The organism is Enterococcus eurekensis, from assembly GCF_042654605.1.
In the GTDB taxonomy this organism is placed as follows: domain Bacteria; phylum Bacillota; class Bacilli; order Lactobacillales; family Enterococcaceae; genus Enterococcus_I; species Enterococcus_I eurekensis.
Window position 1 is genome coordinate 96,386 of record NZ_JBHSGT010000054.1, and the last position, 25,887, is coordinate 122,272.

The window sequence follows — 25,887 nt, forward strand, 5'->3', positions numbered from 1 at the left end:
AAAAGGAATGTAACATCGGTTACATTCCTAGTAAATGGCTAATTAATACCTATTAACTCATCTTCAACATCGAGTGTCCAAGATCCTAAATCTTTATGATAAATGAGGTAACCTAATAAATAATCGGCATTATTTGTTCTTTTTTTGATTGACAAAGGACCATCTTCTGAATAAAGCAATGGAATTTGCAACTCGTTTTTTGTTGATTCTGCTTGGTTAATAGCGATAATCACGCCTTCTTTAAAGGCTTCCTTGAGTGTTTTTAATAATTCAATGTTAATTTTTGCGACCGGTTGGGCTTTACGGAAAAAGGTTGTTCGTGCGTTTAATAATTCTAACGTCATATGATTAATTTTGAGGGCTAAAATGCGATAAAATTCATCTAAATAGCGATAATAAGTGCGATTGATGCCACCTTCAAGTTCAAAAAAAACAAAGTTGTTTTGTAATTTATAGAAAAAAGGTGAGTACAGGTGGGTTTTCATGTGACCAAAATATAACAATTCAGAAATTTCTAAAGGTGTTAACTCTTTCAACATATCTAACTCTGTGAAATCAATCCAACGTTTGTCTAATAAAGAGGAACTCTTGTGTAAGTTATCAAAATAGTGAGTAATGTCAGCATAGCCACGAATGATTTTCATCGTTGTGTGACTCTCAAATTCACCTTGGTCGCTACTTGCATTTAATAACAAAATATTTTTTGGCTGGTGGGTAATACCATGATAAAAATCGCGCGGTGTTATCCCTTGCGTTAAAACGGTATTGCTCGTCGTGTCCAAATGAACATAAAGTGGCGCTGTCATTTTCTCCCCTCCTATTTGTAAACTCTCTATTCTTTCATTTTACAATATATCAAAGTAAAATGCTTGTTTCTTTTCCGTTAAAATAAGATTACAAAACATTGTAGTAAGCGTTATCTTTTGTAAAATAATTTGGTAAAAAATAGTTCTGTTAGCAGTTAAGCATTAAAGAAAATAACGGATTAAAATCAAGTCATGTGTTAAAATGAATAACAAGACGATAAATGATCGAAAAAGGAGGGGAAGAGAAAGATGAAAGGTAAAAAAATTAAAAATTTGCTGATTAATAGTGGGCTGTTTCTTTTATTTTTAGTCGGATTAGCTTTAATTTTTAATCAACCAATCAAAAATTTCCTCTTGAGCCGTTCTAAAGACGATTATCAAGTTTCAGCGATTAGTCGTGAACAAGTTGAAAATGGGCTAACCCAAGAAGCAACATTTGATTTTGATCAAGTCAAGCCGGTCGATTTAGACGCGGTGATTCGAGCCCAGCTAAGCGGTAAAATCTTACCGGTAATTGGCGGTGTGGCAATTCCTAGTATTGAAGTGCAGCTGCCTATTTTTAAAGGTCTAAATAATGATGCTTTATTATTTGGTGCAGGGACGTTTGATCCAGAACAAAAGATGGGTGAGGGCAATTATGCTCTAGCTAGTCATCGAATTGAGGACACGACGATTTTATTTACACGATTAGATGAAGTAAAAATAGATGAAATCGTTTATTTAACCGACTTAGAAAATATTTATACGTATAACGTAACGGTTTCTAAACGAATTGAACCAACGGAAGTCGAAGTTTTAGATTTGGTTGAAGATAAAAATATGGTGACATTGATTACTTGTGGTGAACGCGAAGGCGTGACCCGTTGGTTAGTCCAAGGTGAATTAACTGAGATAACTTCTGTCAAAGAAGCTACGAAAGACATGTTAGCGGCTTTTTCCATGGAACAACAAACATTTTAAAGGAGTGAAAAAAATGAAGAGTGAATTTTCATATGAAATTTTAGAAGAAATTGGTGTATTATCAGAAAACGCAAAAGGTTGGCGTAAAGAATTGAATTTAGTTAGCTGGAATGGTAATCCGGCTAAATTTGATTTACGTGACTGGGCACCGAACCATGAAAAAATGGGTAAAGGTGTTACGTTGAGTAATGAAGAATTTGAAAATTTAAAGAAACTCATCCAAACGATGTAAGAAGGAAGGCAACTCATGAAAAGTATGACCGGTTTTGGCAAAGCATTGAAAGTAACGGATAATTATCAAATCGACATTGAGATTAAGAGCGTCAATCATCGTTTTTTAGATTTCCAGTTACGGATGCCTCGCCAGTTAAATGCTTATGAAAATCAAATTCGTCAAACAATTAAAAATTATTTAAATCGTGGACGAGTGGAAGTCTTTATTACATTGACTGAAAAAAACGATTTACGCAAAGAGGCGATTGTTCACTGGGATTTGATTGAACATTTAGTCCAATCTGTTGAATCAGAAATGACACAACGCTTTCAAACACATCTAAATGTTGAACGTCTCGTTGAGAATTTTTTGCAAAAAGACGCTTTTTTAGAAATTCAAGAAAAACCGATGATGGATGATTCACTTGAGCAGATTGTAGTAGAAGCGATCAAAGAAGCAACTTTGGCAAATCTTGTCTCGCGCGAAATTGAAGGGATAGGAATTCATAAAGTCTTGAAAGACAATCAGGCCGTCTTACAAACGCATTTGATGGCACTTTCTGACTTTACCGCTACTTTTGAAGTGGAATACAAAGCGCGCTTTGAGAAGAAACTTGAAGAATATCTGGGAACGACCGTTGAGCAAGAGCGCTTATTAACAGAAATGGTGATTTTACTTGAAAAAAGTGACATTCACGAAGAATTGGATCGTTTAACGATTCATTTGCAAACCTTTGAGGAGCTTTTACATCGTACGGAGCCGGTGGGTCGCGAAATTGACTTTTTAGTTCAAGAAATGAATCGTGAGGTTAATACGATTGGTTCGAAATCTAGTACGATTGAAGTCAAACACCACGTCGTTCAAATGAAAACAACCCTTGAAAAAATCCGTGAACAAATTCAAAATATTGAATAATAGCCTTAATTATGAGAAAAAGCAACTAAAAAATTAAGAAAAAAGCGTTATATTAAACTAAATCTTGAAAATTGCTGAAAAAAAGTGCACAATAGGGAATAGTGAATCTTTAAAACGAAAGGACTTCAACATGACAGAGCGTGGATTATTAATAGTATTATCTGGCCCTTCCGGTGTCGGAAAAGGTACAGTTCGTAAAGCCATTTTTGAAAGTGAAGGGAACGAATTCGAATACTCGATTTCAATGACGACACGAAAAAAACGCATTGGAGAAATCGAAGGCGTTGATTATTTTTTCCGTACACGTGAAGAATTTGAAGAATTAATAGCAGCCGGCGAAATGCTAGAGTATGCCGAATACGTCGGTAATTACTATGGTACGCCGCTATCTTATGTTCAAAAGACTTTAGATGAAGGAAAAGATGTATTCTTAGAAATCGAAGTTCAAGGTGCGCAACAAGTAAAAGAAAAAGTGCCAGATGGCGTTTTTATTTTCTTAACACCGCCTGATTTAGTTGAGTTACGTTCACGTATTACCGGTCGTGGTACCGATGCACCTGATGTGATTGACGAACGGATGCGTGTTGCTCGCGAAGAGATTGAAATGATGGCCTTATACGATTATGCCGTTGTAAATGATCAAGTTCCGTTAGCAGTGACTCGAATCAAAGATATTATTGTCAGTGAACATTTTCGAGTAGAACGTGTAATTGGAAAATATAGAAAAATGTTAGAGGAGTTGTAAGAAACCATGATGTTAAAACCGTCGATTGATAAATTGTTGGATCGTGTAAACTCAAAATACTCATTAGTGATTTTAGCTAGTAAACGTGCACACGAATTAGAAGCAGGCGCACAAGCAACTGTTGATAAATTTGAATCCGTTAAGAGCGTGGGAAGAGCATTAGAAGAAATCGAAGCAGAAACGATTGTCAATGATCCACATCCAGAAGTTAAACGTGCTCGCTTGAAGCTTGAAGAAGAAGAACGTCAAGCTGCGAAAGAACAAGAACAAAAAGATTTGGAAGCAAAAGTTCGCCAAAATCAATAAAAGTTGCTAAAGTCTGGAGAAATCATCCAGACTTTTTTATATTTAAAAACCAATAAGGATTTAAGTCCTTTACAGACAAATAGATTGAACTTTAGTAGAATAAGAAGAAAGAAGGAGGAGGAAGGGTCATGTCAAAATATGCGGCAGTCATTGTTGACGTACCAACGATGCAAACCGATCAGCCATACACCTATCGTGTGCCAGATAAATGGCAAGCAATAATCGCACCAGGCATGCGGGTTGAAGTGCCTTTTGGTGATGGGAATCGACACATTCAAGGCTTTGTTATGGCTCTATCTGACCAAGCACCGACCAACCAAGCACTTGTTTTAAAAGAATTGACTCGCGTGATTGATTTAGCGCCAGTTGTCAATCAAGAATTGTTACAATTAGCGGACTATATGAAAGACGTGACTTTTTCATTTAAAATTACCTGTCTTCAAACGATGTTACCAGCTGCAATGAAAGCGGCCTACGAGAAGAAATTTGTTTTAATTGATGACTCGAATGACGTAAGTGAAACCTACTTTCAAAATCAAAAGGAAATTGCATGGCAGGTAGTCGAAGACGCGGGAGAACTTCCACGGTTCCAACGTTTACGAGCAGCAGGAGTAGTCGATGTTCGCTATGTAGTCAAAGAAAAAACGAAGAAAAAAATGGTTCGCCATGTTACTAGTTTGATTACAGAGGCTAATTTTTCCGATTTTAAGGCTACGATTCGGCCCAACGCTTTGCGCCAACACCAATTAATTGAGACCTTAAAAGTAACACCACGAGAAACAGTGGCTTTTTATACTGCCCAAGGATTAACGACCGCTCATTTGAATCAGGGACAAGCGCTGGGCTGGTTACAATTTGAAGAAGTAGAGACGTATCGTGATCCTTTTAAGGACCACGATTTTCCCATGACACAACCTTTTGAACTGAATAGAGAACAAGCCCATGCCGTCGAACGAATTGTCAGTGCCGAATCAAACGCGGAGGCCACAACCTTCTTGCTAGAAGGTGTTACGGGTAGTGGAAAGACCGAGGTCTATTTACAATCCATTGCCCAAATTTTAGCTAAAGGGAAAACAGCGATGATGCTCGTTCCTGAAATTGCGCTAACGCCGCAAATGGTCCAACGTTTCAAAAGCCGTTTCGGGAAAGCTGTAGCGGTCTTACATAGTGGCTTGTCTCAAGGAGAAAAATACGATGAATGGCGTAAAATTGAACGGGGTGAATCACAAGTTGTAGTCGGTGCACGCTCAGCGGTCTTTGCTCCACTTGAAAATATTGGGCTGATTATTATTGATGAAGAACATGAAGCGACGTACAAACAAGATGAAGCGCCTCGTTACCATGCACGTGACTTAGCCATTTGGCGTAGTCAATACCATCATTGCCCGGTTGTGTTGGGCAGTGCAACGCCATCTTTAGAATCACGGGCACGGGGTCAAAAAAAACGCTATGAACTCCTTTTTTTAACGCAAAGAGCCCATAACGCCGCACAATTACCACAAGTGACGATTGTGGATTTAAAAGATGAATATGCGCAAAAAAATACGAGTACTTTTTCTTATCTGTTACAAGAAAAAATTGCTGATCGGCTAGCAAAAAAAGAACAAATTGTTTTGCTTTTAAATCGCCGGGGATATTCCTCGTTTATGATGTGTCGTGATTGTGGTTATGTTCAAGATTGCCCCAACTGTGATATTTCGTTAACGCTACATATGGATATTAAAAAAATGGCTTGTCATTACTGCGGCCATCAAGAACCGATTCCGCAAATTTGTCCAGACTGTAAGAGCCGCAAGATTCGTTATTATGGCACAGGGACACAAAAGGTTGAAGAGGAATTGCAAGCACTCTATCCAGAAGCACGTATTTTACGCATGGATGTCGATACGACACGTAAAAAAGGCGCGCATGAACGGATTTTAAAGACTTTTGAAGAGCAAAAAGCGGATATTTTATTAGGCACACAAATGATTGCTAAAGGGCTCGACTTCCCGAATATTACGCTAGTCGGTGTTTTAAATGCGGATACCGCCTTGAATTTGCCTGATTTTCGTTCGAGTGAGCGGACTTTTCAATTGTTAACACAAGTTAGTGGCCGAGCGGGTCGTGGTGATAAGGCAGGAGAAGTAATTGTTCAAACGTTTAATCCCGAGCATCATAGTATCGTCTTAGCTCAAGCCCAAGATTACGAAGCCTTTTATCGGCAAGAAATGCATTTACGTCACCAAAGTGGTTATCCGCCATATTACTTTACAGTTAAAATTTCAGCGAGTCATCCATCCGAAGAAATGGCAGCAAAAAAAATGTATCAGATTGCTGAAAAATTAAAGCAAGGCTTAAGTGCGAACAGTCAAATCCTGGGTCCGATTCCAAGTGGGGTTGCCCGTGTTAAAAATCGTTACCATTATCAACTCATTTTAAAATACAAACAAGAACCGCAATTGCATCAGATGTTGCGTGAAATTTTAGAAACAAGTCAAGTAGAGCAACGTCAAAATTTATTTGTTGCGATTGACTATGAACCATTAAACTTTATTTAAGGAAGAAGGGCTCTTATGCGCTATCCAGTTATTATCCACCCAAATGAAAAATTAACGAAAAAAAATCGTGAAGTGACTGAAATTACGGAAGAATTATGGACGCTATTAGACGATATGCATGAGACTATGATTGCTCATGATGGCATTGGAATTGCCGCACCACAAATTGGTAAAAATATTCGCGTGGCACTCGTTGAGGTTGAAGAAGGCGATTTATTCGAATTAATTAATCCTACGATTATTTCGGCTAAAGGTGAAGACATTGATGTCGAAGGTTGTTTAAGTATTCCCCATGTCTTTGGAACCGTTAAACGCCCAGATGAAATCGTGGTCCGTTATTATGACCGAGAAGGTGATGAAATGGAAGTAGAAGCTTATGGCTATTTAGCACGCGCTTTTCAACATGAAATTGATCATCTGAACGGTGAACTTTTTATTGATAAAATCATCGATCGTATTCCGGAAGAAGAATTAGAAAGGTATATGGAGGAACATCAAAATGACTAAAATTGTTTTTATGGGCACACCGCAATTTTCTGTTCCAATTTTAGAAAGCTTGGTCGAAAATGATTATGATGTCGTAGCAGTCGTGACGCAACCGGATCGTCCAGTAGGTCGGAAAAAAGTGATAACAGCTACACCTGTTAAAGAGGCGGCATTGCGTTTAGGCTTAAAAGTGTTACAGCCAGAAAAAATTAGCAATTCTCCAGAAATGGCAGAGATTGTAGAATTAGCACCGGATCTAATCGTCACGGCTGCCTTTGGTCAATTTTTACCGGAGAAATTATTACAAGTACCAAAACATGGCGCGATTAACGTGCATGCTTCGTTGTTACCAAAATACCGTGGTGGCGCGCCTGTTCACTATTCAATTATGAAAGGTGAGAAAGAAACGGGCGTAACGATTATGGAAATGATAAAAAAAATGGATGCCGGTGGAATTTATGCGCAACGCGCGATTCCGATTACAAAAACAGACGATGTTGGAATAATGTTTGATAAGTTAAGCCAAGTCGGAATGGAATTATTAATTGAAACCTTACCAGGGATTTTAGCAAATGAAATTAAGCCAATCCCGCAAGATGAAAGTTTAGTGACTTTCTCTCCAAATATTACGCGTGAAGAAGAAATCATCGACTGGAACAAAACCGCAGAAGAAATTGATTGGCAAGTCCGTGGAATGCGACCATGGCCAGTTGCTCATACAACATATGAAGGTACGCGTTGGAAAATTGTTGCGGTGACCCCACTAGATGAGACAACAACTGAATCTGCGGGTACAATTATTTATCGAGATAAAAAACAACTGAAGATTGCTTGTGGTCAAGGAACGGTCTTAACGGTTGATCAATTACAACCAGCTGGTAAAGGATTACAAGAAATAGCGGTCTTTTTAAATGGTAGTGGTCAAAAAGTAGCAGTCAATCAAAAGGTGGGGCAAGATGAAGCCAAGTAAATTAAGAAAAACGGTGCGTTTTGTCGCACTTGAAGCCTTAGAAAGAGTCAATAAAGGGGGAGCCTACTCGAATCTTTTGCTAAGAGAATTAATCACAACTAGAGATCTTAATGAAAAAGATGGACGCTTATTAACAGAACTTGTTTATGGCACAATCGCTCGTCAACAACTGTTGGATTATTATCTGCAACCATTTATCCAAAATGCGAAAAAAGTGGAAGATTGGGTGCGGCTATTATTGCAGCTCTCGCTTTACCAATTATTATATTTAGATAAAGTACCGAGTCATGCGATTTTAAATGAAGCAGTCGAGATTGCTAAAGTTCGTGGCAATATTGGAACAAGTAAATTCGTCAATGGCGTCTTACGTAATGTTCAACGCCAAGGAGTCGCAGATTTAGAGCAAATCAAGGATCCAATCAAACGCTTAGCAACAGAAATCAGTATGCCACGTTGGCTAGTCGAAAAATTTATCACGGCAATGGGTATCGAAGAAACAAGAAAATTAGGTCTGTCTTTGTTTAAACCAAGCCACGTTAGTGGTCGGATTGACCGTCGAAACATCACACGTGAAGCTGCAATTGAACAGTTAGCAGCTGAAGGGATTGAAGCGACAGCTAGTCCGATTAGTCCAGATGGCATCATTGCTGAACGAGGATTTTTAGCGGGAAGCCAATTGTTTGCTTATGGTTTATTGACGATTCAAGATGAAAGTTCAATGCTTGTCGCGCCAACTTTACAGTTAGAAGCGAGTCATCAAGTATTGGATGCTTGTGCGGCACCTGGCGGAAAAACAACGCATATTGCGATGTATTTAGATGCTGAAAAAGGTGGCAAGGTCACAGCGTTAGACATTCATCAGCATAAAGTGCGTTTAATTGATGACAACGCCAAACGTTTACACGTCACAGATGTTGTCGAAACCAAAGTCATGGATGCACGCGCGACGGATGAGGCTTTTCCAGCAGAGTCATTTGATCGTATTCTAGTCGATGCACCTTGTTCAGGTCTAGGCTTGATGCGTCGCAAACCAGACATTAAATACAATAAAACAGCGAGCGATTTTAAGAAATTGCCTGAAATCCAATTAGATATTTTAAATCATGCAGCACCAACGTTAAAACCAGGTGGTATTTTAGTCTATAGTACGTGTACAATTGTGTCAGATGAGAACCAAAATGTGGTGAAACAATTTTTAGCGACACACCCAGAATTTGAGCAAGCACCGTTAGCTGTTTCATCTGTTTTGGATGCAAGTATTCAAGAAAATATGTTGACGCTTTATCCTCACTCATTTATGACGGATGGATTCTTTATTAGTTGTTTATGTAAAAAGTAACGAGGTGGAAAGAAGATGGAATTTTATTTTCAAAGTGACCAAGGCAAAAAACGTAGGAATAATCAAGATTACGCAAATGTTTTTACCAACCAGTCCAATAAAGTATTGGCCTTACTAGCTGATGGAATGGGCGGACATCAAGCGGGGGATATTGCTAGTCAATTAACGGTGAATGAAATTGGCAAGAGCTGGGAAATGACTGATATCACTTCGAGTGAAGCAGCTGTTAAGTGGCTGATTCAAAAAATTCAAAATGAAAATCAGCGGGTTTATGAACACGGACAACAAGATATGGCTTTGTCTGGTATGGGAACAACACTCGAAGCCGTATCAATTTTAGAAAACAAATTAACATTAGCCCACGTCGGTGATAGTCGGATTTACGTTTTAAGAGAAGGTCGTTTGTTACCTTTGACTGAAGACCATTCCCTTGTTAATGAACTTGTAAGATCGGGTGAAATCACTCCGGAGATGGCAGCAGTTCATCCACGTAAAAATATTATTACGCGTTCGGTTGGGATGCCTGGAACGATAGAGGTAGATGTGGCTATTCATAACATTCGACCAAATGATCGCATTTTAATGTGTTCAGATGGTCTGACCAATATGTTATCTGAAACAGAAATTACAACGATTATTAGTCAAAATACTTCCTTGCAATTGGCGAGCCAGTCATTAATTGATGCCGCTAATCAACGAGGGGGGACAGACAATATCACGGTTATATTAATTGATTTAGGAGGAAGCAACCATGATTGAAGTGGGTAAAAAGTTAAATGGACGTTACTTGATTTTAGGTACCATTGGCAGTGGTGGTATGGCACATGTTTATTTAGCAAAAGACTTAATCCTAAATCGAGAGGTAGCGGTGAAAGTCTTACGTTTTGATTTTCAAAATGATCAAAATGCGATTCGTCGCTTTCAAAGAGAAGCATTAGCGGCGACGGAATTAGTTCATCCCAATATTGTCGCGGTTTATGATGTTGGTGAAGAAGATGGTATGCAGTATTTGGTCATGGAATATGTTCGGGGCATGGATTTAAAACGTTACATTCAAACGCGTTATCCGTTACCATTCCAAACAATTGTCAGTATTATGCAACAAATTTTGTCGGCGGTTGCTTTAGCCCACCAACATCGAATTATTCATCGTGATTTGAAACCACAAAATGTTCTAATGGATGAAGACGGAACTGTTAAAATTGCCGATTTTGGGATTGCAATTGCACTTTCAGAAACATCGATTACACAAACGAATACAATGCTTGGTTCGGTGCACTATTTATCACCAGAACAGGCACGTGGGAGTATGGCGACGAATCAGTCCGACATTTATGCGTTAGGTATTATTTTATTCGAGATGTTGACCGGCCAAGTACCATTTGATGGCGAGTCAGCCGTTACAATTGCTTTAAAACATTTCCAAGAAGATGTACCAGGATTACATTTATTTGATCCCAATATTCCACAATCGTTAGAAAATGTTGTGTTGAGAGCAACAGCTAAAGAAACGGCCGATCGCTACCAAAGTGCAGATGAAATGTGGGAAGATTTAGCTACCGTTTTATCGCCAGACCGTTTAAATGAGCCTCGTTGGGAACCAAAAGCAATATTAAGTGAGACGAAAATTTTAACGACATTAGCGCCAGATGCACCGATGCCCGAATCTTTTGCTAAAATGGCTACATCTGAGATAAAGTCGGAAGCAGAAGAAGTCGAAGATGTCCCAGTAAAAAAAGGCAAGAAAAAATGGCTATGGTTGTTACTACTGCCACTGATTGCTGCAGGTGCATTCGCTAGTTTCTATTTGTTTAACGGTAATGGCCAAGTCAAAGTTCCCGATGTTAGTGAAATGACTGAAGTTGCTGCTCGTGACGCGCTACGTGAAGTAGGCTTACAAGTCGCTGCCGAAACGAAAGAAATTGCCGATGATACGATTGAAGAAGGCCGTGTAGTTAAAACGACACCCGAAGCGGGTGCACAAGTAAAAGAAAAAAGAGAAATTACTTTATATTTAAGTAGTGGCAGTAAAAAAATTAAAATGCCGGACGTGACGGGACAAAAGTTAACAGATGCTAAACGTGATCTACGTAATGCGGATTTTGTTGATGCCAATATTAAAACAAAAGAAGATTACGATGATGAAGTTCCTGAAGGTGAAGTAATAGAGCAAACACCTGAAGCAGGTACGGAAGTTGCTGCCAAGGACACGGAAGTTGAATTAATGGTCAGTCAAGGACCACGTCCAATTTCAATGATTGATTACATTGGTACGACAGAAGACATTGCGCGTGCAAGTCTTGACGACCTGGGCTTAGGTGAAAATAAAGTGACGGTGACAGAAAAAAATAGTTCTGAACCAGTCGGTCAAATTATTGAACAGACGCCTCCTGGTGGAGCAGATGTGATTCCCGGAAAAACGAAAATTTCTTTTGTTGTTAGTAAAGGTGAAGAAAAAACGAAAGTTCCAAATTTAGATAATTTAACGGAATCAAGCGCGCTAGATGAACTAAAAGATGCAGAATTAAAAGCTGGGAATATCAGCAATGCATTTGATGAAAATATTGCAGAGGGGCGTGTAATTAGTTACAGTCCATCTGCCGGGACAGAAGTTGCTAAAAACTCTACTGTGGATTTAGTCATCTCAAAAGGACCAGAACGACAAGATTCGAGCGAACCCAAAGCAACTAAAACGTTCACTGTCAACGTGCAAGCAAGCTTTAAAAAGGACGGACCAGCAACCCAAACGGTGACTATTTGGGTAACTGATAATAATGGCGACCATCGCCAAGCACAACAACTAGAGCTAACTGCCAATTCAACGCCACAAACAGTCGGTATTTCGATTACCGTCTATGAAGGCGAAGTCGCGACCGTTTTTGTTGGTCGTGATGGTGGCGAAGAAATTAGCCAAGAAGTTGGAAATGCAACGACTGTTCAAGTTCCATAGATAAATAAAAAAAGAGCGCTCAATCGATATTTTAATCGGTTGGGTGCTTTTTTTAGTAGGTATGATTTATAGAGAGTAAGTCCCGAACTTCATAGTCGAAAGTATGCAAAAAAATATTTTTTCAATCTTTGAATATAAAGTGAGAGCTCCGAACAAAGTAGTAAAATTCAGAAATTATTCTATTCGAACAGATAAATACAGATTCAAAAGACAACCTCAAATATATAAACGAATTATCATTTTTGTTACAAATTATCATAACGAGTGATAAAGTTTGTTTATCATGATAAATTAGTGGGCGATTCAGACTTTTACAAAATTGTTAGAATCTGTGGTATGGAAGGAAAATGAACTTTTATGTGTTTTTTATGAGCGGAATCAGGTCTTAAGAAGCTCGTAAAGCTTCACAATTCCAAAACATTAATATCATATATATCAATGTTTCAAGACGTTTTCCAATTTGTTGTAAGGTGTCTTTTTTAATACATCCGACATGGGTGGTGTAATATATAGGGTGGAAGTCCCGAAAAGTGAAGGTAGAAGTAACATTTCACTTAATAGAAGGGGAGAGAGATTGGAAATTAATTATTTCCCCTACTTTATTGGATCTTAAAAGTCAGAATTTTTTGTAAGAGGGACCTATTTTATAACTTTTCATTGTTTTAAAAGACAGAAGCAACCCTTCTCCTTTCCAAGTTCATTAAAATTCAGTATAATGAAGGTCAACATTAGTCAAGGGAGGGTATGAGTGATGAATCCGCGTAACACATCTGATTTAATTGAAGCTTATTTGAAAAAGATTTTAGAAGAGCGATCGATGGTTGAAATTAGGCGAACTGAAATGGCAGATTTATTTAATTGTGTCCCTTCGCAAATTAATTATGTAATTAATACGCGCTTTACGATACAACGAGGCTATGCAGTTGAGAGTAAACGAGGCGGCGGCGGTTATATCCGCATCGAAAAAGTCCAAGTTTCGAGTCGACACCAATTCTTGAAACAAGTCAACCAACTATTTGAAAATGAGATAGATGAACGAGATGGGCATGCGATTATCCATCGATTATTTGAAGAAAAACTAATCACAAAGCGTGAAGGAAATTTACTATTAACGATTCTAAGTAAACAAATATTATCAAAATCAAAAGACGAATCAAAAGTTCGCGCATCGATTTTACATGGTGTTTTAGAACGTTTAAGTTATGAAGAGAAGGAGTGAATCTTATGGATGAATTATTTACAGCACGAGCAAAAGCCGTTTTGGCCATCTCTCAAGAAGAAGCCAAATTTTTTAAACACCAGTCTGTAGGATCGGAGCACCTTTTGCTCGCTCTAGTTATTGAGCAAGATGGCATTGCCGGTAAGACATTAAGAGAAATGAACGTCCAAGAAAATGATATTCGTGAGGAAATTGAACACATTACAGGTTATGGTCTAATGAAGGACTACCCTGTTGGTGGATTTTTACCATACTCTCCTCGCGGACGCCAAATTTTTGCATACGCAGGTGACGAAGCCAAGCGTTTAGGGAGTCAACAAATCGGCACGGAACATTTATTACTAGGGATGTTACGTGATGAAGAAATTTTAGCAGCTCGTATTTTATTAAATCTTGGTTTTAGCTTAGCTAAAATGCGTCAATTATTAAATAAAAAAATGGGTATGAGTGAACCTCGTGGTATGGCTGGAAGACGTCAAGGTCAAAAAGGTCCACGTCAAGCACCACAACAGCCACAAACGGAAGGAACACCTGTTTTAGACTCATTAGCACGCGATTTGACAAAACTAGCTTACGATAAGCGTTTAGATCCTGTCGTTGGGCGTAGTAATGAAGTCCGTCGTTTAATCCAAATTTTAAGTCGTCGGACAAAAAATAATCCTGTACTAGTCGGGGAACCGGGTGTTGGTAAAACAGCGATTGTGGAAGGCTTAGCACAAAAAATTATTGCAGGTGAAGTTCCAAGGGATATGCAAAATAAGCGTTTAATGATGCTTGATATGGGAGGACTTGTAGCGGGTACGAAATACCGTGGCGAGTTTGAAGATCGGATGAAAAAAATCATTGATGAAATTTATCATGACGGACAAGTTATTTTGTTTATTGATGAATTGCATACGTTAATTGGAGCCGGTGGTGCAGAAGGTGCAATCGATGCAGCCAATATTTTAAAACCAGCCTTAGCTCGTGGAGAACTACAAACAATCGGTGCAACAACCCTAGATGAATATCAAAAATATATTGAAAAAGACTCCGCCCTCGAACGTCGTTTTGCTCGCGTACAAGTCGATCAACCCACTGCAGCTGAAGCAGAAGAAATCTTAATAGGTTTACGACCACGCTACGAAGAACACCATGGCGTCAAGATTTTAGACGAAGCTTTACATGCAGCGGTCCAATTGTCAGAGCGCTACATTAATTCCCGTCAATTACCAGATAAAGCGATTGATTTAATGGATGAAGCCGCGGCAAAAGTTCGATTAGATAAATCAGATGAAGTAGCCGATACTGTACGAATTCAAACGGAATTATTAGCGTTAACCGAAGCCAAAGAAGCGGCCATTCGCGATCAGGATTTTACGCAAGCTGCTCAAATTCGTGTGAAAGAAAAAGCGCTGGCGAAACGTTTAACTGAAGCAACTTTACTTGAAATGAAAGAAAATGGTGGCTATAAAGATACGGTGACTGAAGAAGATGTGACCGCTGTTGTTTCTCAATGGACGGGTGTACCGTTGCAACAAATGGAGAAAAAAGAAACGGAACGTCTACTCGATTTAGAAAATGTGTTGCATCAACGGGTAGTTGGCCAAGATGAAGCAGTTCGAGCAATTTCTCGAGCGATTCGTCGTGCGAGAAGTGGATTGAAAGATCCGAATCGTCCGATTGGTTCATTTATGTTCTTAGGCCCAACAGGAGTCGGAAAAACCGAGTTAGCTAAAGCATTAGCCGAAGCGATGTTCGGTAGCGAAAATTCGCTGATTCGTGTCGACATGTCTGAGTTTATGGAAAAATACAGTACGAGTCGTTTAATTGGTTCGCCTCCAGGTTATGTTGGCTATGATGAAGGTGGTCAATTAACTGAAAAAGTTCGTTCAAAACCGTATTCAGTTATTTTGTTAGATGAAGTTGAAAAGGCGCATCCTGATGTCTTTAATATTTTATTACAAGTCTTAGATGATGGTCATTTAACCGATGCTAAAGGTCGTAAAGTTGATTTTAGAAATACGATTTTAATTATGACTTCAAATATCGGAGCGACACAATTACGTGAAGAGAAAAATGTTGGTTTTAATGTTGTTGAAACCTCAAAAGATTACAATGCGATGCAAAAACGTATTTTAGAAGAATTGAAAAAAGCTTATCGACCTGAATTCTTAAACCGAATCGATGAAACAATTGTCTTCCGTTCGTTAGAGCAAAAAGAAATTCATCAAATCGTGAAAATTATGAGTCGTTCCATTATTAAACGTTTAGAAGAACAAGATATCCAATTGAAGATTACACCAGCAGCAATTGATGTAATTGGTAAAGCAGGATTTGATCCTGAATATGGTGCCCGTCCAATTCGTCGTGCTTTACAAAAAGAAGTGGAAGACCGACTAAGCGAGGCTCTATTAATGGGGCAAATTCATTTAGGCGATCATGTAACAATTGGCGCTTCAAAAGGTACGATTACACTGAACGTTAAAGAAAAAAAGGTTCAACCAGTAACAAAAGTTGCGTTACAAAAAGTTTAATATAACAAAACATCAAGCGAATCCGATTGGAAGCTTGATGTTTTTTTGTGTAAAAATAACATATGCAAACTTTGTCTTTACCTTTAATCGCTGATTCGTGCACAATAAAACAGTTAGTGGTGGAAATAAAAGAATTAAATATCACAAACAAATAAAAGAATAGCTTGAAAAAACGCTTAAATAAAGAATTTAACTTTATTTCGGTCAATATTAATTGTAATCAGGTGAACATAAGACTGTGAAATTATCGTGAAAAAACACACGAACACTCTTGGAAACAAGCGCCGCATGTGATACGATTAGTTCGTTGCAAGGAGGGTATATGAATATGATTGAAATAATCGCAACAGTTGAATCCGTGGAACAAGCAAAAGCTTTGTTGCCGGTTGTCGATACGATTTACTTTGGGGAAGAAACCTTTGCGTTACGCTTACCCCATTCCTTTACAAGAGAAGAGCAACGTGAATTGGTCAAACTTGCTCATCAAGCAGGTAAAAAAGCGATGGTTGCTACCAATGCATTGATGCATCCTGAAAAAATGAAATTAGTTCCAGAATATTTAGCCTTTTTAAAAGAAATTGAAATCGATCTGATTACGGTTGGGGAACCTGGCGTGATTTATGTGATGGGACAAAAAGAAGAACTGCAAATCCCGTTTATCTATGCTGCAGAAACACTCGTTACAAGTGCCCGTCAAATTAACTTCTGGGGTCGCAAAGGTGCGCAAGGTGCTGTTCTAGCACGTGAAGTGCCTTTTGAAGAGATGAAAGTACTAGCACCACAATTAGAAATTCCAGCTGAAGTCTTGGTTTATGGTGCGACCTGTATTCATCATTCAAAACGTCCGTTACTTGATAATTATTATAATTTCACGAAACAAGAGGAAGGCACGTCGAAACATCGGAATTTATTTATTTCTGAACCGAAAAAAGATGAGACGCATTACTCTATTTTTGAAGATTCACATGGCACACATATTTATGCAAATAACGATTTAAGTTTGATGCAAGAATTAAACGAACTTGCGACGACGAATTTAACGACATGGAAGCTTGACGGGATGTTTACACCAGGTGAAAATTTCGTAGCCATAGCGAAAATATTCAACGAGGCGCGTCAAGCGATTGAAAATAACAATTGGACAACGAAACTGGGTGAAAAATTGAGCCAACAAGTAGCTGAATTACATCCGGAAAATCGCGGTTTAGATACTGGTTTTTATTACGTTGATCCAAAGAAAATTAAGTAAGGAAGTGAACTTATGGCAACAACAAGAAAGCTTAAACGTCCAGAAGTTTTAGCACCTGCGGGTACATTAGAAAAATTAAAAGTAGCGATTCATTACGGAGCAGATGCGGTTTATATTGGCGGAAATGCTTATGGTTTAAGAAGTCGTGCAGGAAACTTTACCTATGAGCAAATGGCTGAAGGTGTCGCTTTTGCGAAAGAACATAATGCCAAAGTTTATGTAGCAGCCAATATGGTGACGCATGAAGGAAACCAAGAAGGTGCGGGCGAATTTTTCCGTGAATTACGTGATGTTGGTATTTCGGCGGTGATTGTATCCGATCCAGCTTTAATTGAAATTTGTATTACAGAAGCACCAGGTTTGCCGGTTCATCTGTCAACGCAGGCTTCAGCGACCAACTATGAGACGCTTGAATTTTGGAAAAATGAAGGGCTAGAGCGCGTAGTTTTAGGCCGCGAAGTCTCAATGGAAGAAGTGGCGGAAATCCGTAGAAATACAGATGTTGAGATTGAAGCTTTCATTCATGGGGCGATGTGTATTTCCTATTCTGGTCGTTGTACGCTATCAAATCATATGTCGATGCGTGATGCCAATCGTGGAGGTTGTTCGCAATCTTGTCGTTGGAAATACGATTTATATGATCTTCCTTTCGGTGAAGAGCGCCGGAGCTTAACTAAAAATGGTGAAGTTGCGGAAGAGTTTTCAATGAGTGCGGTCGATATGTCAATGATCGAACACATTCCAGATATTATTGAAAATGGTATCGATTCCTTAAAAATTGAGGGAAGAATGAAGTCCATTCATTATGTTTCAACTGTTTCAAACGTTTATAAAGCAGCAGTTGATAGCTATATGGCTGACCCAGAAAATTATGTTTGCAAACAAGAGTGGATTGATGAATTGTGGAAAGTTGCTCAACGTGAGCTGGCAACTGGTTTTTATTATGGAACACCAACAGAAAACGAACAACTTTTTGGGGCGCGTCGCAAGATTCCTGAATATAAATTTATCGGAGAAGTTTTAAGTTATGATGAGGCAACGAAAATTGCGACAATCCGTCAAAGAAATGCCTTTGAAGTAGGCGATGAAATTGAATTTTATGGTCCAGGCTTCCATCATTTTGAACAAAAGATTGAAGTTATGTATAATGAAGATAACGAAAGCATTGATCGTGCACCAAATGCGATGATGATCGTGACAATGCCGGTTAACGAGAAAGTTGAACCAGGTGATATGATTCGTAAACGTAAATAATCAATAATGAAGAGCCGTTCTTTTCTTAATTGGAAAGAGGCTCTTTTTTGACAAAGGAGCCCAACTAATGTGTAAATTTAAGTGGCGTAAACAAGTATTATCGGAAGATTGGCCGTTACTATTAGAAGCCGATCCCTCAAAAGGGATGGTTGAAATATATCTGGAGCAAAGTGATATATTGGAAGTACGAGAACAAAAGGAATTAATTGGTATTTTAGTTTTAAAATCAAATGATATACAAACTAGTGAAATCATGAATCTTTCAGTCCGTGAAGATTGCCGGCAAAAAGGAATTGGTCGCAAGCTAATCGAGCAGGCGCTGGCTTTTGGTCGAACGAAAAATGATCGAAAAATCATGATTGCAACCGGGACGACAAGTTTGTCTGCTTTGTTGTTGTATCAAAAATGCGGGTTTCGCGTCGAAGCGGTGGAACGTGATTATTTTACCCAACATTATGCAGAAATACTGATTGAAAATGGTGTTGTTTTACGAGATCGATTAATCTTGAGTCAGGAAATTTAAAAAATTGACAGTCATTTTTCTGCATGGTACGTTAAGAGGAAATTAAAAATAAAAAATGGAGGCGACTCTTTTTGCTAAAATATGATTATATCGTGATTGGTGGCGGTAGTGGTGGTATCGGCTCTGCTAATCGAGCAGCGATGCGTGGAGCAAAAGTTTTATTAATTGAAGGAAATGAGCTAGGAGGGACATGCGTCAATGTGGGCTGTGTTCCTAAAAAAGTAATGTGGCAAGCGAGTGAATTACTTGAAGGTATAGAACGCGATGCGAAAGGTTATGGTATTTATCCACAAGGAGTCGACTTAGACTTCAAGCAACTTGTGGATAACCGTCAAGAATATATTGAACGTTTACATGGCGCGTATCAAAGCGGCCTTGATAGCAATGGTGTTGAAGTCTTAAGAGGTTATGCACAATTTGTGGATAACTCTACCGTTGAAGTAAATGGTATCAAATACCAAGCGGACCATATTTTAATTGCTACCGGTGGACGTCCGGTAGCTTTAGATATTCCTGGTGGAAAATACGCGCAAAACTCGGATCAATTTTTTGAATTAACCAAATTACCTAAAAAGCCTATTGTGATTGGTGGCGGTTATATTGCAGCTGAAATTGCAGGAGTAATGAATGGCCTAGGAAGTCAAGTTTCATGGGCTTTTCGCTACCATCGTCCTTTACGTCACTTCGATGAAATGCTCTCGTACCAATTATTGAAACTTTATGAAGAAGATGGAATTAGCACGCATCCTGAGCATGTTCCGACATCAATAGATAAAGAAGACGACACGTATATCGTGCATTTTGCTAATGGAAAAAGTCTCAAAGGTGATTACGTCTTTTTTGCGGGTGGTCGTGTACCGAATGTGGATAATATTGGTTTAGATAACACAGATGTCGAGTTATCCCCAGAAGGATTCGTAGTTGTGGATAAGTTCCAAAATACAACGGCTCAAGGAATTTATGCGGTAGGGGATATCATTGGAAAAATTGATTTGACTCCTGTTGCAATTGCAGCTGGTCGTCGTTTATCTGAGCGTTTATTTAATGGACAAACGAATAATTTTTTGAATTACGATTTAGTACCAACCGTTGTCTTTACGCATCCAACAATTGGTACAGTCGGTATTTCTGAAAAAGAAGCCATTGATCGCTATGGTAAAGAGTCAGTCAAAGTTTATGAATCTTCATTTGCATCGATGTATTTTGCATTAGACACATACCGCCAACAATCGCGGATGAAATTAGTGTGTGTCGGACCTGAAGAAAAAATTGTTGGACTACACGGGATTGGTCGTGGGATGGATGAAATGCTTCAAGGATTTGCTGTTGCAATTAAAATGGGTGCAACAAAAGCTGATTTCGACGATACCGTAGCGATTCACCCAACATCAGCCGAAGAATTCGTCACTATGAGATAAGAGGCACTAAAATTAGTGCCTAGCGACAAGAGATAAGCGGGCTTTAGAAAAAATCGTATTTTGATTTTTCCCTAAAGCGTCTTATCTCCGCAGTCGCTACTAATTTTATGCCGTTTCAATAAGAGGCACTAAAATCAGTGTTCAGCGACAAGAGATAAGCAAAAATTAAAAAATCGTCTGCAATCTATGGTTACTAACAATGATTGCAGGCGATTTTTTGGTTAATTTTCACGATGTAAAATTAGTTTTGTGATCTGTAACAAGGTTTCTTTAATGCCCTCTGGATGATTTGGTAATTTTTGAATGTCTTTAAGGGCTTTATTCGTGTAGTCACTTGCTAATTGTTGCGCTTTTTCAACTCCTTGTGTTTCCTCAACGATTTGCAAGACCGCTTGCGCTTCATCGGGTGTCATGTGTTCTTTTTTAGCAAGCAGTGGTTTTAATTGCGAAGAATCTTGTTCTAGCGCGTAAAGCAATGGTAAGGAATAAATACCTTGTCGCACATCTTCTAATACAGGCTTACCAATTGCCTGACTGTCTTGTGAGTAGTCTAAAATATCGTCTAAAATTTGGAAGGCCATGCCGATATTATGGCCAATTTCGCCGGCTTTTTTAGCGAAAAGTTTTGTACTACCACTTTCAAAGGTACCAATGGAGCAACTTAATGCAAAAAGTTCAGCCGTTTTACCAGAGATATTATTGAGGTAATCTTCGATCGTTACTTCAGCATAATAATGTTTATCCATCTGACCGAGTTCGCCAGCCAATATTTTCTCCATACTGCGGGAGTTCATTTGTAAACTTTTCATTGAGGTTGCATAGTCAGCCATAATACGAAAACAGGCGACGAATAAATAATCACCAGCATAAACGGCTGTGGCATTACCGAATTTCGCACGAACAGTCGGTAAACTGCGGCGTAAATCGGAATCATCGACGATATCATCGTGAATTAAAGTGGCCGTATGGAGCATTTCAATAGCAGCAGCCATTGCCAAAATTTTGTTTTCATCTTTTTCAGTTCCAAATTGCGCAAATAAGATTTGATAGGCTGGGCGTAAAAGTTTCCCTCCTGCATGAATCATTTCAATAATTGCTTGTTCGACGTCTTTATTTTGAATATGGAGGGAATTCTCCATTATGTCTAATGTTTTTGTTAAGTCTTTTTGCAAAATGGGAAAAGCATCCCACATTGAATGAAGTGTCATCAGAAAATCCTCCTTAACTTTTTTCATTGATTGGTTCAGACCATTTTACATTTGTGTGTTCCTCATGTTCGTCTTTGAACTGCTTTAAGGTTTTCACTCGTTTTAATAAATAATTTGCGGCAATCCCGATTGCGATTCCTGATAAGATCCCAAAAAATGACAGAATTGGTAAATATAAGAGGACGGTCCAAGATTGGGCAATCCACGAGGCAGTAATCAGTTGTCCGACATTATGCATGAAACCACCAGCACCGCTGATTCCAACAATACTGACTCTTTTTGGGCCTAATGATTTGATGAGGAGCATTGAAAAATAACTTAACATGCTGCCAGAAAAGCTGTAAAGGAATGTTGAGACTGTTCCACCGAGTAACGTCGTTAAAATTAGACGCAAAACAACTAATTTGAAACTATCACGTTTTGGCATGGTAAAAATAGCGATGATGGTAATTAAATTAGCTAATCCTAGCTTGGCTCCAGGTGCAAAGGCGAAAGGATAAGGAATCATATTTTCGATAAGACCGATAATTACCCCTTGAGCGACAAGTAATGAAATAAAAATAGTTTTTCGTAATGGATTCATAGGCAAGACGAGTTTAGTAAATCAAATCGTCAGTTTCACTCCCATCTATCGCAACAATTTCGATGACAACTTTATGAGGGAGACAAACGATTGTCTCACCATTTTTACTCGCCCAACCGCGGCGGACACAAATTTGGTCCCCGCAATCAGCTTCGGAAATTCGAATACGATCGCCATCGATTTCAATGATGTTTGTTTCACCTATGTCACTTTTATATGTATAGCGTTGGCCTTTTTTACCTTCGACTAATTGAAAAGTCTCAATTTCTTTTCCATCAACTCGTAGAATGGCCTGTTTTTCTGCATTTTCTGGTATTTGTTGAGAACCAAAAACAACGAGTGGAAGAAACGATGAAACAATTAAAGTGAAAATAATAATAAAGTCCCAAGGTTTCATATGGCTTGCGCGAATAAATTCTTTGATTTTCATTTTGTTTGGCTTCTCCTCTAATTTTTCTATATTCTAACATATTATTGAACGAACAGAGGCCTTTTTAATAGAAAAAAGGTTGAAACAAAAGTATTTTTTGACTTTTGTTTCAACCTCGAAGATTCATTAAAATGAATTATTTTTGTCCGTACATTGATTTAGGTGTACCATACCACCATTTACCTAGAGTACGTTGTAACCAAGGAATTACCCAACGGTCTAAACCGACTGCACGGCCAGAACCGTTCATTAGAGCAAAGGCTACCGGGATGAACCAAATGTTTACCCAGAAGAACATACCTGATAAACAGAAAGTAACAACTAATGCGATTGTTGTTGCACTCATTAACCAAGTGAATAAACCAGCGATCAATGCTAAAGCAATACCGATTTCAACAAAAACCATCATTTTTTGGAAGAACATTGCCACTTCCATGTTTGGCATCATTACTTTCATGATGTTTGAGAACCATTCAGGTGCAGAATCTAAAACAGCCATTGGTGTTTCGCCGTATGCATAACTTAAACCAAATTTTGCAACTTCAACGACTTCTTCGCTACCAGCTCCACTTGCTGCAGAAGTGGCATCACTTGCTGCGGCTGTTGCATCCGTTACATAATCCCAAGTCCAAGGGAAAACACTGTTACCGGTAAACCATGAACCTTCACCAAACCAAGTGCTTGGTTTCAACCATTCCCCGCCACCAACGATTTTTTTGCTAGCTTCAATGAACCAAACTAAACCGTAGAAGACGCGTAACGGTACGCTCCATAATACGTTACCATAACGAGAAGAATGACCACGAGTGACGTTGCGATCGTCTTTAATATGGAAGAATTCATGCATAATGTATTGGAACATATAGTAACCTGAACGAATATCAAAGAAGTATTTTAAGTTGACGATGTGTTTCATAACAATTGCTAAGAAACCACTTAAGTGAATTTTATCGAATAAGTTGGCAACGCCCCACTTCGCACCGATTGAAACCATAAATCCTTGATAATTTCCTTTGAACTTATGTTTTTCTCCGCCTTTGATAGCAGCTACAATATTTGCTGCAGCAGTATGACCTGTTTGCTCAGCTGCTTGAACGATTTGTGGTGTTGGTGTATTTGGGAATTCTTCGTAGAATACTAAGTCACCAATAACATAGATGTTTTTGTCTTCGTATCCTTTAGCTTCCATGAATTCATTAGCTACTAAACGGTTGCCACGAGCGGCTTCTAAACCAAAGTCAGCAGCATCGCTTGTCGCTTTAACACCTGCAGTCCAAATTAATGTATGTGTTGGTATTGATGAACCATCTTTTAACTTGATGTGATCAGCAGCTACTTCAACGATTGGTGCGTTCAAGACTAACTCAACATTTTGATCTTTCAAATAACGTTCTGCTTTAGCAGCGTCGTTACGGTCTAACATATTTAAAATTGTTGGCATTGCTTCAACAACTTTTAAAGTAATTTCGCTTGCGTCTAATTTGTATTCTTTTGCTAAACGATCTTTCCAGTCAATTAACTCACCAATCATTTCAATTCCAGTGAAACCAGAACCGCAGACAACAAAAGTTAACATGGCTTTACGTAAAGTTGCATCAGGTTCGATTGCTGCTTTAGCAACAGTTGACAAAATGTGTTCACGAATGCGAAGAGAATCTTCGAATGACCATAAAGTAAAGCCATTTTCTTTAACGCCAGGAGTACCAAAGTCGTTAGGCTCGCCACCCATACCTAATACTAGGTAGTCAAAAGCATAAGAACCTAGTTTTGTTTTGACAATTTTTTTGTCTTTGTCGATGCCAGTTACAGTATCTGTTACTAGTTGAACATTTTTTTGACGAGCAAATAAATGCTGTAAGTCATACTGAATAGCTTCTGGCTCTACGCGTCCACCTGCGACTTCGTGTAATTCAGTCATCATTGTATGATAAGAGTGACGGTCGATTAAAGTGATTTGAACATCATTGTCTTTTTTCAGCTTTTTAGCTAAAAATTTAACAGCAGACACACCAGAGTAGCCTGCGCCGACAACGACAATATTTTTTGTTGCCATTTAAATCTCTCCTTAAATATCAAAATGTAATAGTTTATAAGTGCACAATCGACACCATTATACATTGAAAAGCTTGATTTGTCTAAGGATATTTTCAGTATTTCACAAAAAAAAAATACAGAAGACGCTTTTTGTGAAATAGAAAAAATTTGTTTTTTGATGAAAAAATGATTGACAACGGTTAAAAATCGGGTAAAATGTTAATTGAATCACAAACTAATTTGTGAAAAATCAAGGTAAAAAGAAAAGGTGGATATTGAAATGAAAGCAAAAAAATTAGTAGCAGGGTTTACAGCATTAGTTTTCTCAGCATTAGTATTAGGAGCTTGCTCACCAGATAGCAAATCTGAAGCATCTTCAAGTGAAGCACCAGTGTCTTCAGAAGTACAAGAGTCTACTGTAGCAGAATCGTCAGAAGCGACTACAGAAGAAGCGGCACCAACTGTGACATTACAAGATGGAACTTATACATTAGAAGAAACGAACTACAGCAATGATTACCGTGTCGTATTTTCAATCGTTGTTGAAGGCGGAAAAATTGTCGAATCAAACTATGACAATGTCAATGAAGCTGGCGAATCAAAAGCAAAGAATGCAGAATACAACAAAATGATGAAAGACAAAGCGGGAATTTCACCAGAAGAATTTATTCCAGCATTTAATGAAGGTTTAACAGCAGCACAAGATCCAGCAGGTATTGAAGTGGTTTCTGGAGCAACACATTCATTCCATTCATTCCAAAATTACGCCCAACAATTAATTCAAGCAGCTCAAGCTGGAAACACAGAAGTAATTAAAATTAACAATGGTGGCGAATTACAAGACGGAACTTACACATTAGAAGAAAAGAATTACAGCAATGATTACCGTGTAGCATTCTCAATTGTTGTGAAAGATGGAAAAATCACAGAATCAAACTATGACAACATCAACGAAGCTGGTGAATCAAAAACTAAAAATGCAGAATATAACGAAATGATGAAAGACAAAGCAGGAATTTCACCAGAAGAATTCATTCCAGCATTTAATGAAGCATTAGTTGCTCAAATGGCAGAAGAAGAAGGCGCACCTGGTAATATTGACGTTGTAACAGGAGCAACACATTCATTCCATACATTTGTACTTTATGCAGAACAATTAATTAATGCAGCTGAAAATGGCGCAACTGAAGTTATCACCATTGACAATCCAACAAAATAATTC

At 38.5% G+C, this 25,887-nt stretch carries 23 protein-coding genes; 18 read left to right on the forward strand and 5 right to left on the reverse strand.

Translation table 11 applies throughout. The features are described from left to right. Nucleotides 1–38: 38 nt before the first annotated feature. Nucleotides 39–806 carry a hypothetical protein gene (locus ACFO3L_RS08795; protein ID WP_379966143.1) on the reverse strand — a complete coding sequence of 256 codons (768 nt, stop codon included), beginning with the start codon at nucleotides 804–806 and terminating at the stop codon, nucleotides 39–41. 249 nt (nucleotides 807–1,055) lie between these two features. Between ACFO3L_RS08795 and ACFO3L_RS08800 the strand changes: the two genes are divergently transcribed. From ACFO3L_RS08800 to gor, 17 genes are all read left to right on the forward strand, one after another. Next, nucleotides 1,056–1,766: a class A sortase gene (locus ACFO3L_RS08800; RefSeq protein ID WP_379966146.1), complete on the forward strand. Its 711-nt coding sequence runs from the start codon at nucleotides 1,056–1,058 to the stop codon at nucleotides 1,764–1,766. Between the two features lie 13 nt (nucleotides 1,767–1,779). Then, the gene (locus ACFO3L_RS08805; RefSeq protein ID WP_379966149.1) at nucleotides 1,780–1,998 is read left to right on the forward strand and encodes a YdbC family protein; all 219 of its coding nucleotides are present in this window, start codon (nucleotides 1,780–1,782) and stop codon (nucleotides 1,996–1,998) included. Nucleotides 1,999–2,013: 15 nt separating this feature from the next. Continuing rightward, nucleotides 2,014–2,895, forward strand: a complete 882-nt coding sequence (locus ACFO3L_RS08810; protein ID WP_379966152.1) for a YicC/YloC family endoribonuclease — start codon at nucleotides 2,014–2,016, stop codon at nucleotides 2,893–2,895. 130 nt (nucleotides 2,896–3,025) lie between these two features. Continuing rightward, the gene (gene gmk, locus ACFO3L_RS08815) at nucleotides 3,026–3,640 is read left to right on the forward strand and encodes a guanylate kinase (RefSeq protein WP_379966155.1); all 615 of its coding nucleotides are present in this window, start codon (nucleotides 3,026–3,028) and stop codon (nucleotides 3,638–3,640) included. A 6-nt stretch (nucleotides 3,641–3,646) separates the two neighbouring features. After that, nucleotides 3,647–3,946: a DNA-directed RNA polymerase subunit omega gene (gene rpoZ / locus ACFO3L_RS08820; protein WP_379966158.1), complete on the forward strand. Its 300-nt coding sequence runs from the start codon at nucleotides 3,647–3,649 to the stop codon at nucleotides 3,944–3,946. A 128-nt stretch (nucleotides 3,947–4,074) separates the two neighbouring features. Beyond that, a complete protein-coding gene (priA, locus tag ACFO3L_RS08825; RefSeq protein WP_379966161.1) occupies nucleotides 4,075–6,486 on the forward strand; it encodes a primosomal protein N' in 2,412 nt (803 codons plus the stop codon). A 15-nt stretch (nucleotides 6,487–6,501) separates the two neighbouring features. Then, entirely contained in the window at nucleotides 6,502–6,993 is a 492-nt protein-coding gene (gene def, locus ACFO3L_RS08830; protein WP_379966164.1) for a peptide deformylase, read from the forward strand. Continuing rightward, a complete protein-coding gene (gene fmt, locus ACFO3L_RS08835; protein WP_379966167.1) occupies nucleotides 6,986–7,942 on the forward strand; it encodes a methionyl-tRNA formyltransferase in 957 nt (318 codons plus the stop codon). Before def ends, fmt begins: the two co-directional genes overlap by 8 nt. Further along, the gene (rsmB, locus tag ACFO3L_RS08840) at nucleotides 7,929–9,281 is read left to right on the forward strand and encodes a 16S rRNA (cytosine(967)-C(5))-methyltransferase RsmB (RefSeq protein WP_379966170.1); all 1,353 of its coding nucleotides are present in this window, start codon (nucleotides 7,929–7,931) and stop codon (nucleotides 9,279–9,281) included. Before fmt ends, rsmB begins: the two co-directional genes overlap by 14 nt. Before the next feature lie 15 nt (nucleotides 9,282–9,296). After that, on the forward strand, nucleotides 9,297–10,040 hold the full coding sequence (locus tag ACFO3L_RS08845) for a Stp1/IreP family PP2C-type Ser/Thr phosphatase (protein ID WP_379966173.1): 744 nt from the start codon (nucleotides 9,297–9,299) through the stop codon (nucleotides 10,038–10,040). Beyond that, nucleotides 10,033–12,231, forward strand: coding sequence for a Stk1 family PASTA domain-containing Ser/Thr kinase (gene pknB / locus ACFO3L_RS08850; protein ID WP_379966176.1), 2,199 nt, complete (start codon nucleotides 10,033–10,035; stop codon nucleotides 12,229–12,231). The genes ACFO3L_RS08845 and pknB overlap by 8 nt, the downstream gene beginning before the upstream one ends. Nucleotides 12,232–12,982: 751 nt before the next feature. After that, nucleotides 12,983–13,450 (forward strand): CtsR family transcriptional regulator, encoded by a 468-nt coding sequence (locus ACFO3L_RS08855; protein ID WP_379966179.1) that lies wholly within the window; start codon nucleotides 12,983–12,985, stop codon nucleotides 13,448–13,450. A 5-nt stretch (nucleotides 13,451–13,455) separates the two neighbouring features. Then, entirely contained in the window at nucleotides 13,456–15,966 is a 2,511-nt protein-coding gene (locus ACFO3L_RS08860; protein ID WP_379966182.1) for an ATP-dependent Clp protease ATP-binding subunit, read from the forward strand. A 328-nt stretch (nucleotides 15,967–16,294) separates the two neighbouring features. Further along, entirely contained in the window at nucleotides 16,295–17,215 is a 921-nt protein-coding gene (locus tag ACFO3L_RS08865; RefSeq protein ID WP_379966185.1) for a peptidase U32 family protein, read from the forward strand. Nucleotides 17,216–17,227: 12 nt separating this feature from the next. After that, nucleotides 17,228–18,469: a peptidase U32 family protein gene (locus tag ACFO3L_RS08870; protein WP_379966188.1), complete on the forward strand. Its 1,242-nt coding sequence runs from the start codon at nucleotides 17,228–17,230 to the stop codon at nucleotides 18,467–18,469. A gap of 67 nt (nucleotides 18,470–18,536) precedes the next feature. Continuing rightward, entirely contained in the window at nucleotides 18,537–18,992 is a 456-nt protein-coding gene (locus tag ACFO3L_RS08875) for a GNAT family N-acetyltransferase (protein ID WP_379966191.1), read from the forward strand. Nucleotides 18,993–19,063: 71 nt separating this feature from the next. Next, nucleotides 19,064–20,410 carry a glutathione-disulfide reductase gene (gene gor, locus ACFO3L_RS08880; protein ID WP_379966194.1) on the forward strand — a complete coding sequence of 449 codons (1,347 nt, stop codon included), beginning with the start codon at nucleotides 19,064–19,066 and terminating at the stop codon, nucleotides 20,408–20,410. A gap of 221 nt (nucleotides 20,411–20,631) precedes the next feature. On the opposite strand, the gene ACFO3L_RS08885 is transcribed toward gor, so the two are convergent. The 4 genes from ACFO3L_RS08885 to ACFO3L_RS08900 form a co-directional block, all read right to left on the reverse strand. Further along, nucleotides 20,632–21,618, reverse strand: a complete 987-nt coding sequence (locus tag ACFO3L_RS08885) for a polyprenyl synthetase family protein (RefSeq protein WP_379966197.1) — start codon at nucleotides 21,616–21,618, stop codon at nucleotides 20,632–20,634. A 13-nt stretch (nucleotides 21,619–21,631) separates the two neighbouring features. Beyond that, on the reverse strand, nucleotides 21,632–22,201 hold the full coding sequence (locus tag ACFO3L_RS08890; RefSeq protein ID WP_379966200.1) for a Gx transporter family protein: 570 nt from the start codon (nucleotides 22,199–22,201) through the stop codon (nucleotides 21,632–21,634). Nucleotides 22,202–22,214: 13 nt separating this feature from the next. Continuing rightward, nucleotides 22,215–22,631, reverse strand: a complete 417-nt coding sequence (locus ACFO3L_RS08895; RefSeq protein ID WP_379966203.1) for a NusG domain II-containing protein — start codon at nucleotides 22,629–22,631, stop codon at nucleotides 22,215–22,217. Between the two features lie 136 nt (nucleotides 22,632–22,767). Continuing rightward, nucleotides 22,768–24,684 carry an FAD-dependent oxidoreductase gene (locus ACFO3L_RS08900; RefSeq protein ID WP_379966206.1) on the reverse strand — a complete coding sequence of 639 codons (1,917 nt, stop codon included), beginning with the start codon at nucleotides 24,682–24,684 and terminating at the stop codon, nucleotides 22,768–22,770. A 261-nt stretch (nucleotides 24,685–24,945) separates the two neighbouring features. Here ACFO3L_RS08900 and pplA point away from each other — a divergent pair, with 261 nt between their 5' ends. Next, nucleotides 24,946–25,884, forward strand: a complete 939-nt coding sequence (pplA, locus tag ACFO3L_RS08905) for an extracellular electron transfer flavoprotein PplA (RefSeq protein ID WP_379966209.1) — start codon at nucleotides 24,946–24,948, stop codon at nucleotides 25,882–25,884. The last annotated feature ends 3 nt before the right edge of the window (nucleotides 25,885–25,887 follow it).

Coding starts and splice junctions, on each gene's coding strand:
- ACFO3L_RS08795 (WP_379966143.1), bottom strand. CDS start 806: ATGACAGCGCCACTTTATGTTCATTTGGACACGACGAGCAATACCGTT.
- ACFO3L_RS08800 (WP_379966146.1), top strand. CDS start 1,056: ATGAAAGGTAAAAAAATTAAAAATTTGCTGATTAATAGTGGGCTGTTT.
- ACFO3L_RS08805 (WP_379966149.1), top strand. CDS start 1,780: ATGAAGAGTGAATTTTCATATGAAATTTTAGAAGAAATTGGTGTATTA.
- ACFO3L_RS08810 (WP_379966152.1), top strand. CDS start 2,014: ATGAAAAGTATGACCGGTTTTGGCAAAGCATTGAAAGTAACGGATAAT.
- gmk (WP_379966155.1), top strand. CDS start 3,026: ATGACAGAGCGTGGATTATTAATAGTATTATCTGGCCCTTCCGGTGTC.
- rpoZ (WP_379966158.1), top strand. CDS start 3,647: ATGATGTTAAAACCGTCGATTGATAAATTGTTGGATCGTGTAAACTCA.
- priA (WP_379966161.1), top strand. CDS start 4,075: ATGTCAAAATATGCGGCAGTCATTGTTGACGTACCAACGATGCAAACC.
- def (WP_379966164.1), top strand. CDS start 6,502: ATGCGCTATCCAGTTATTATCCACCCAAATGAAAAATTAACGAAAAAA.
- fmt (WP_379966167.1), top strand. CDS start 6,986: ATGACTAAAATTGTTTTTATGGGCACACCGCAATTTTCTGTTCCAATT.
- rsmB (WP_379966170.1), top strand. CDS start 7,929: ATGAAGCCAAGTAAATTAAGAAAAACGGTGCGTTTTGTCGCACTTGAA.
- ACFO3L_RS08845 (WP_379966173.1), top strand. CDS start 9,297: ATGGAATTTTATTTTCAAAGTGACCAAGGCAAAAAACGTAGGAATAAT.
- pknB (WP_379966176.1), top strand. CDS start 10,033: ATGATTGAAGTGGGTAAAAAGTTAAATGGACGTTACTTGATTTTAGGT.
- ACFO3L_RS08855 (WP_379966179.1), top strand. CDS start 12,983: ATGAATCCGCGTAACACATCTGATTTAATTGAAGCTTATTTGAAAAAG.
- ACFO3L_RS08860 (WP_379966182.1), top strand. CDS start 13,456: ATGGATGAATTATTTACAGCACGAGCAAAAGCCGTTTTGGCCATCTCT.
- ACFO3L_RS08865 (WP_379966185.1), top strand. CDS start 16,295: ATGATTGAAATAATCGCAACAGTTGAATCCGTGGAACAAGCAAAAGCT.
- ACFO3L_RS08870 (WP_379966188.1), top strand. CDS start 17,228: ATGGCAACAACAAGAAAGCTTAAACGTCCAGAAGTTTTAGCACCTGCG.
- ACFO3L_RS08875 (WP_379966191.1), top strand. CDS start 18,537: ATGTGTAAATTTAAGTGGCGTAAACAAGTATTATCGGAAGATTGGCCG.
- ACFO3L_RS08885 (WP_379966197.1), bottom strand. CDS start 21,618: ATGACACTTCATTCAATGTGGGATGCTTTTCCCATTTTGCAAAAAGAC.
- ACFO3L_RS08890 (WP_379966200.1), bottom strand. CDS start 22,201: ATGAATCCATTACGAAAAACTATTTTTATTTCATTACTTGTCGCTCAA.
- ACFO3L_RS08895 (WP_379966203.1), bottom strand. CDS start 22,631: ATGAAAATCAAAGAATTTATTCGCGCAAGCCATATGAAACCTTGGGAC.
- ACFO3L_RS08900 (WP_379966206.1), bottom strand. CDS start 24,684: ATGGCAACAAAAAATATTGTCGTTGTCGGCGCAGGCTACTCTGGTGTG.
- pplA (WP_379966209.1), top strand. CDS start 24,946: ATGAAAGCAAAAAAATTAGTAGCAGGGTTTACAGCATTAGTTTTCTCA.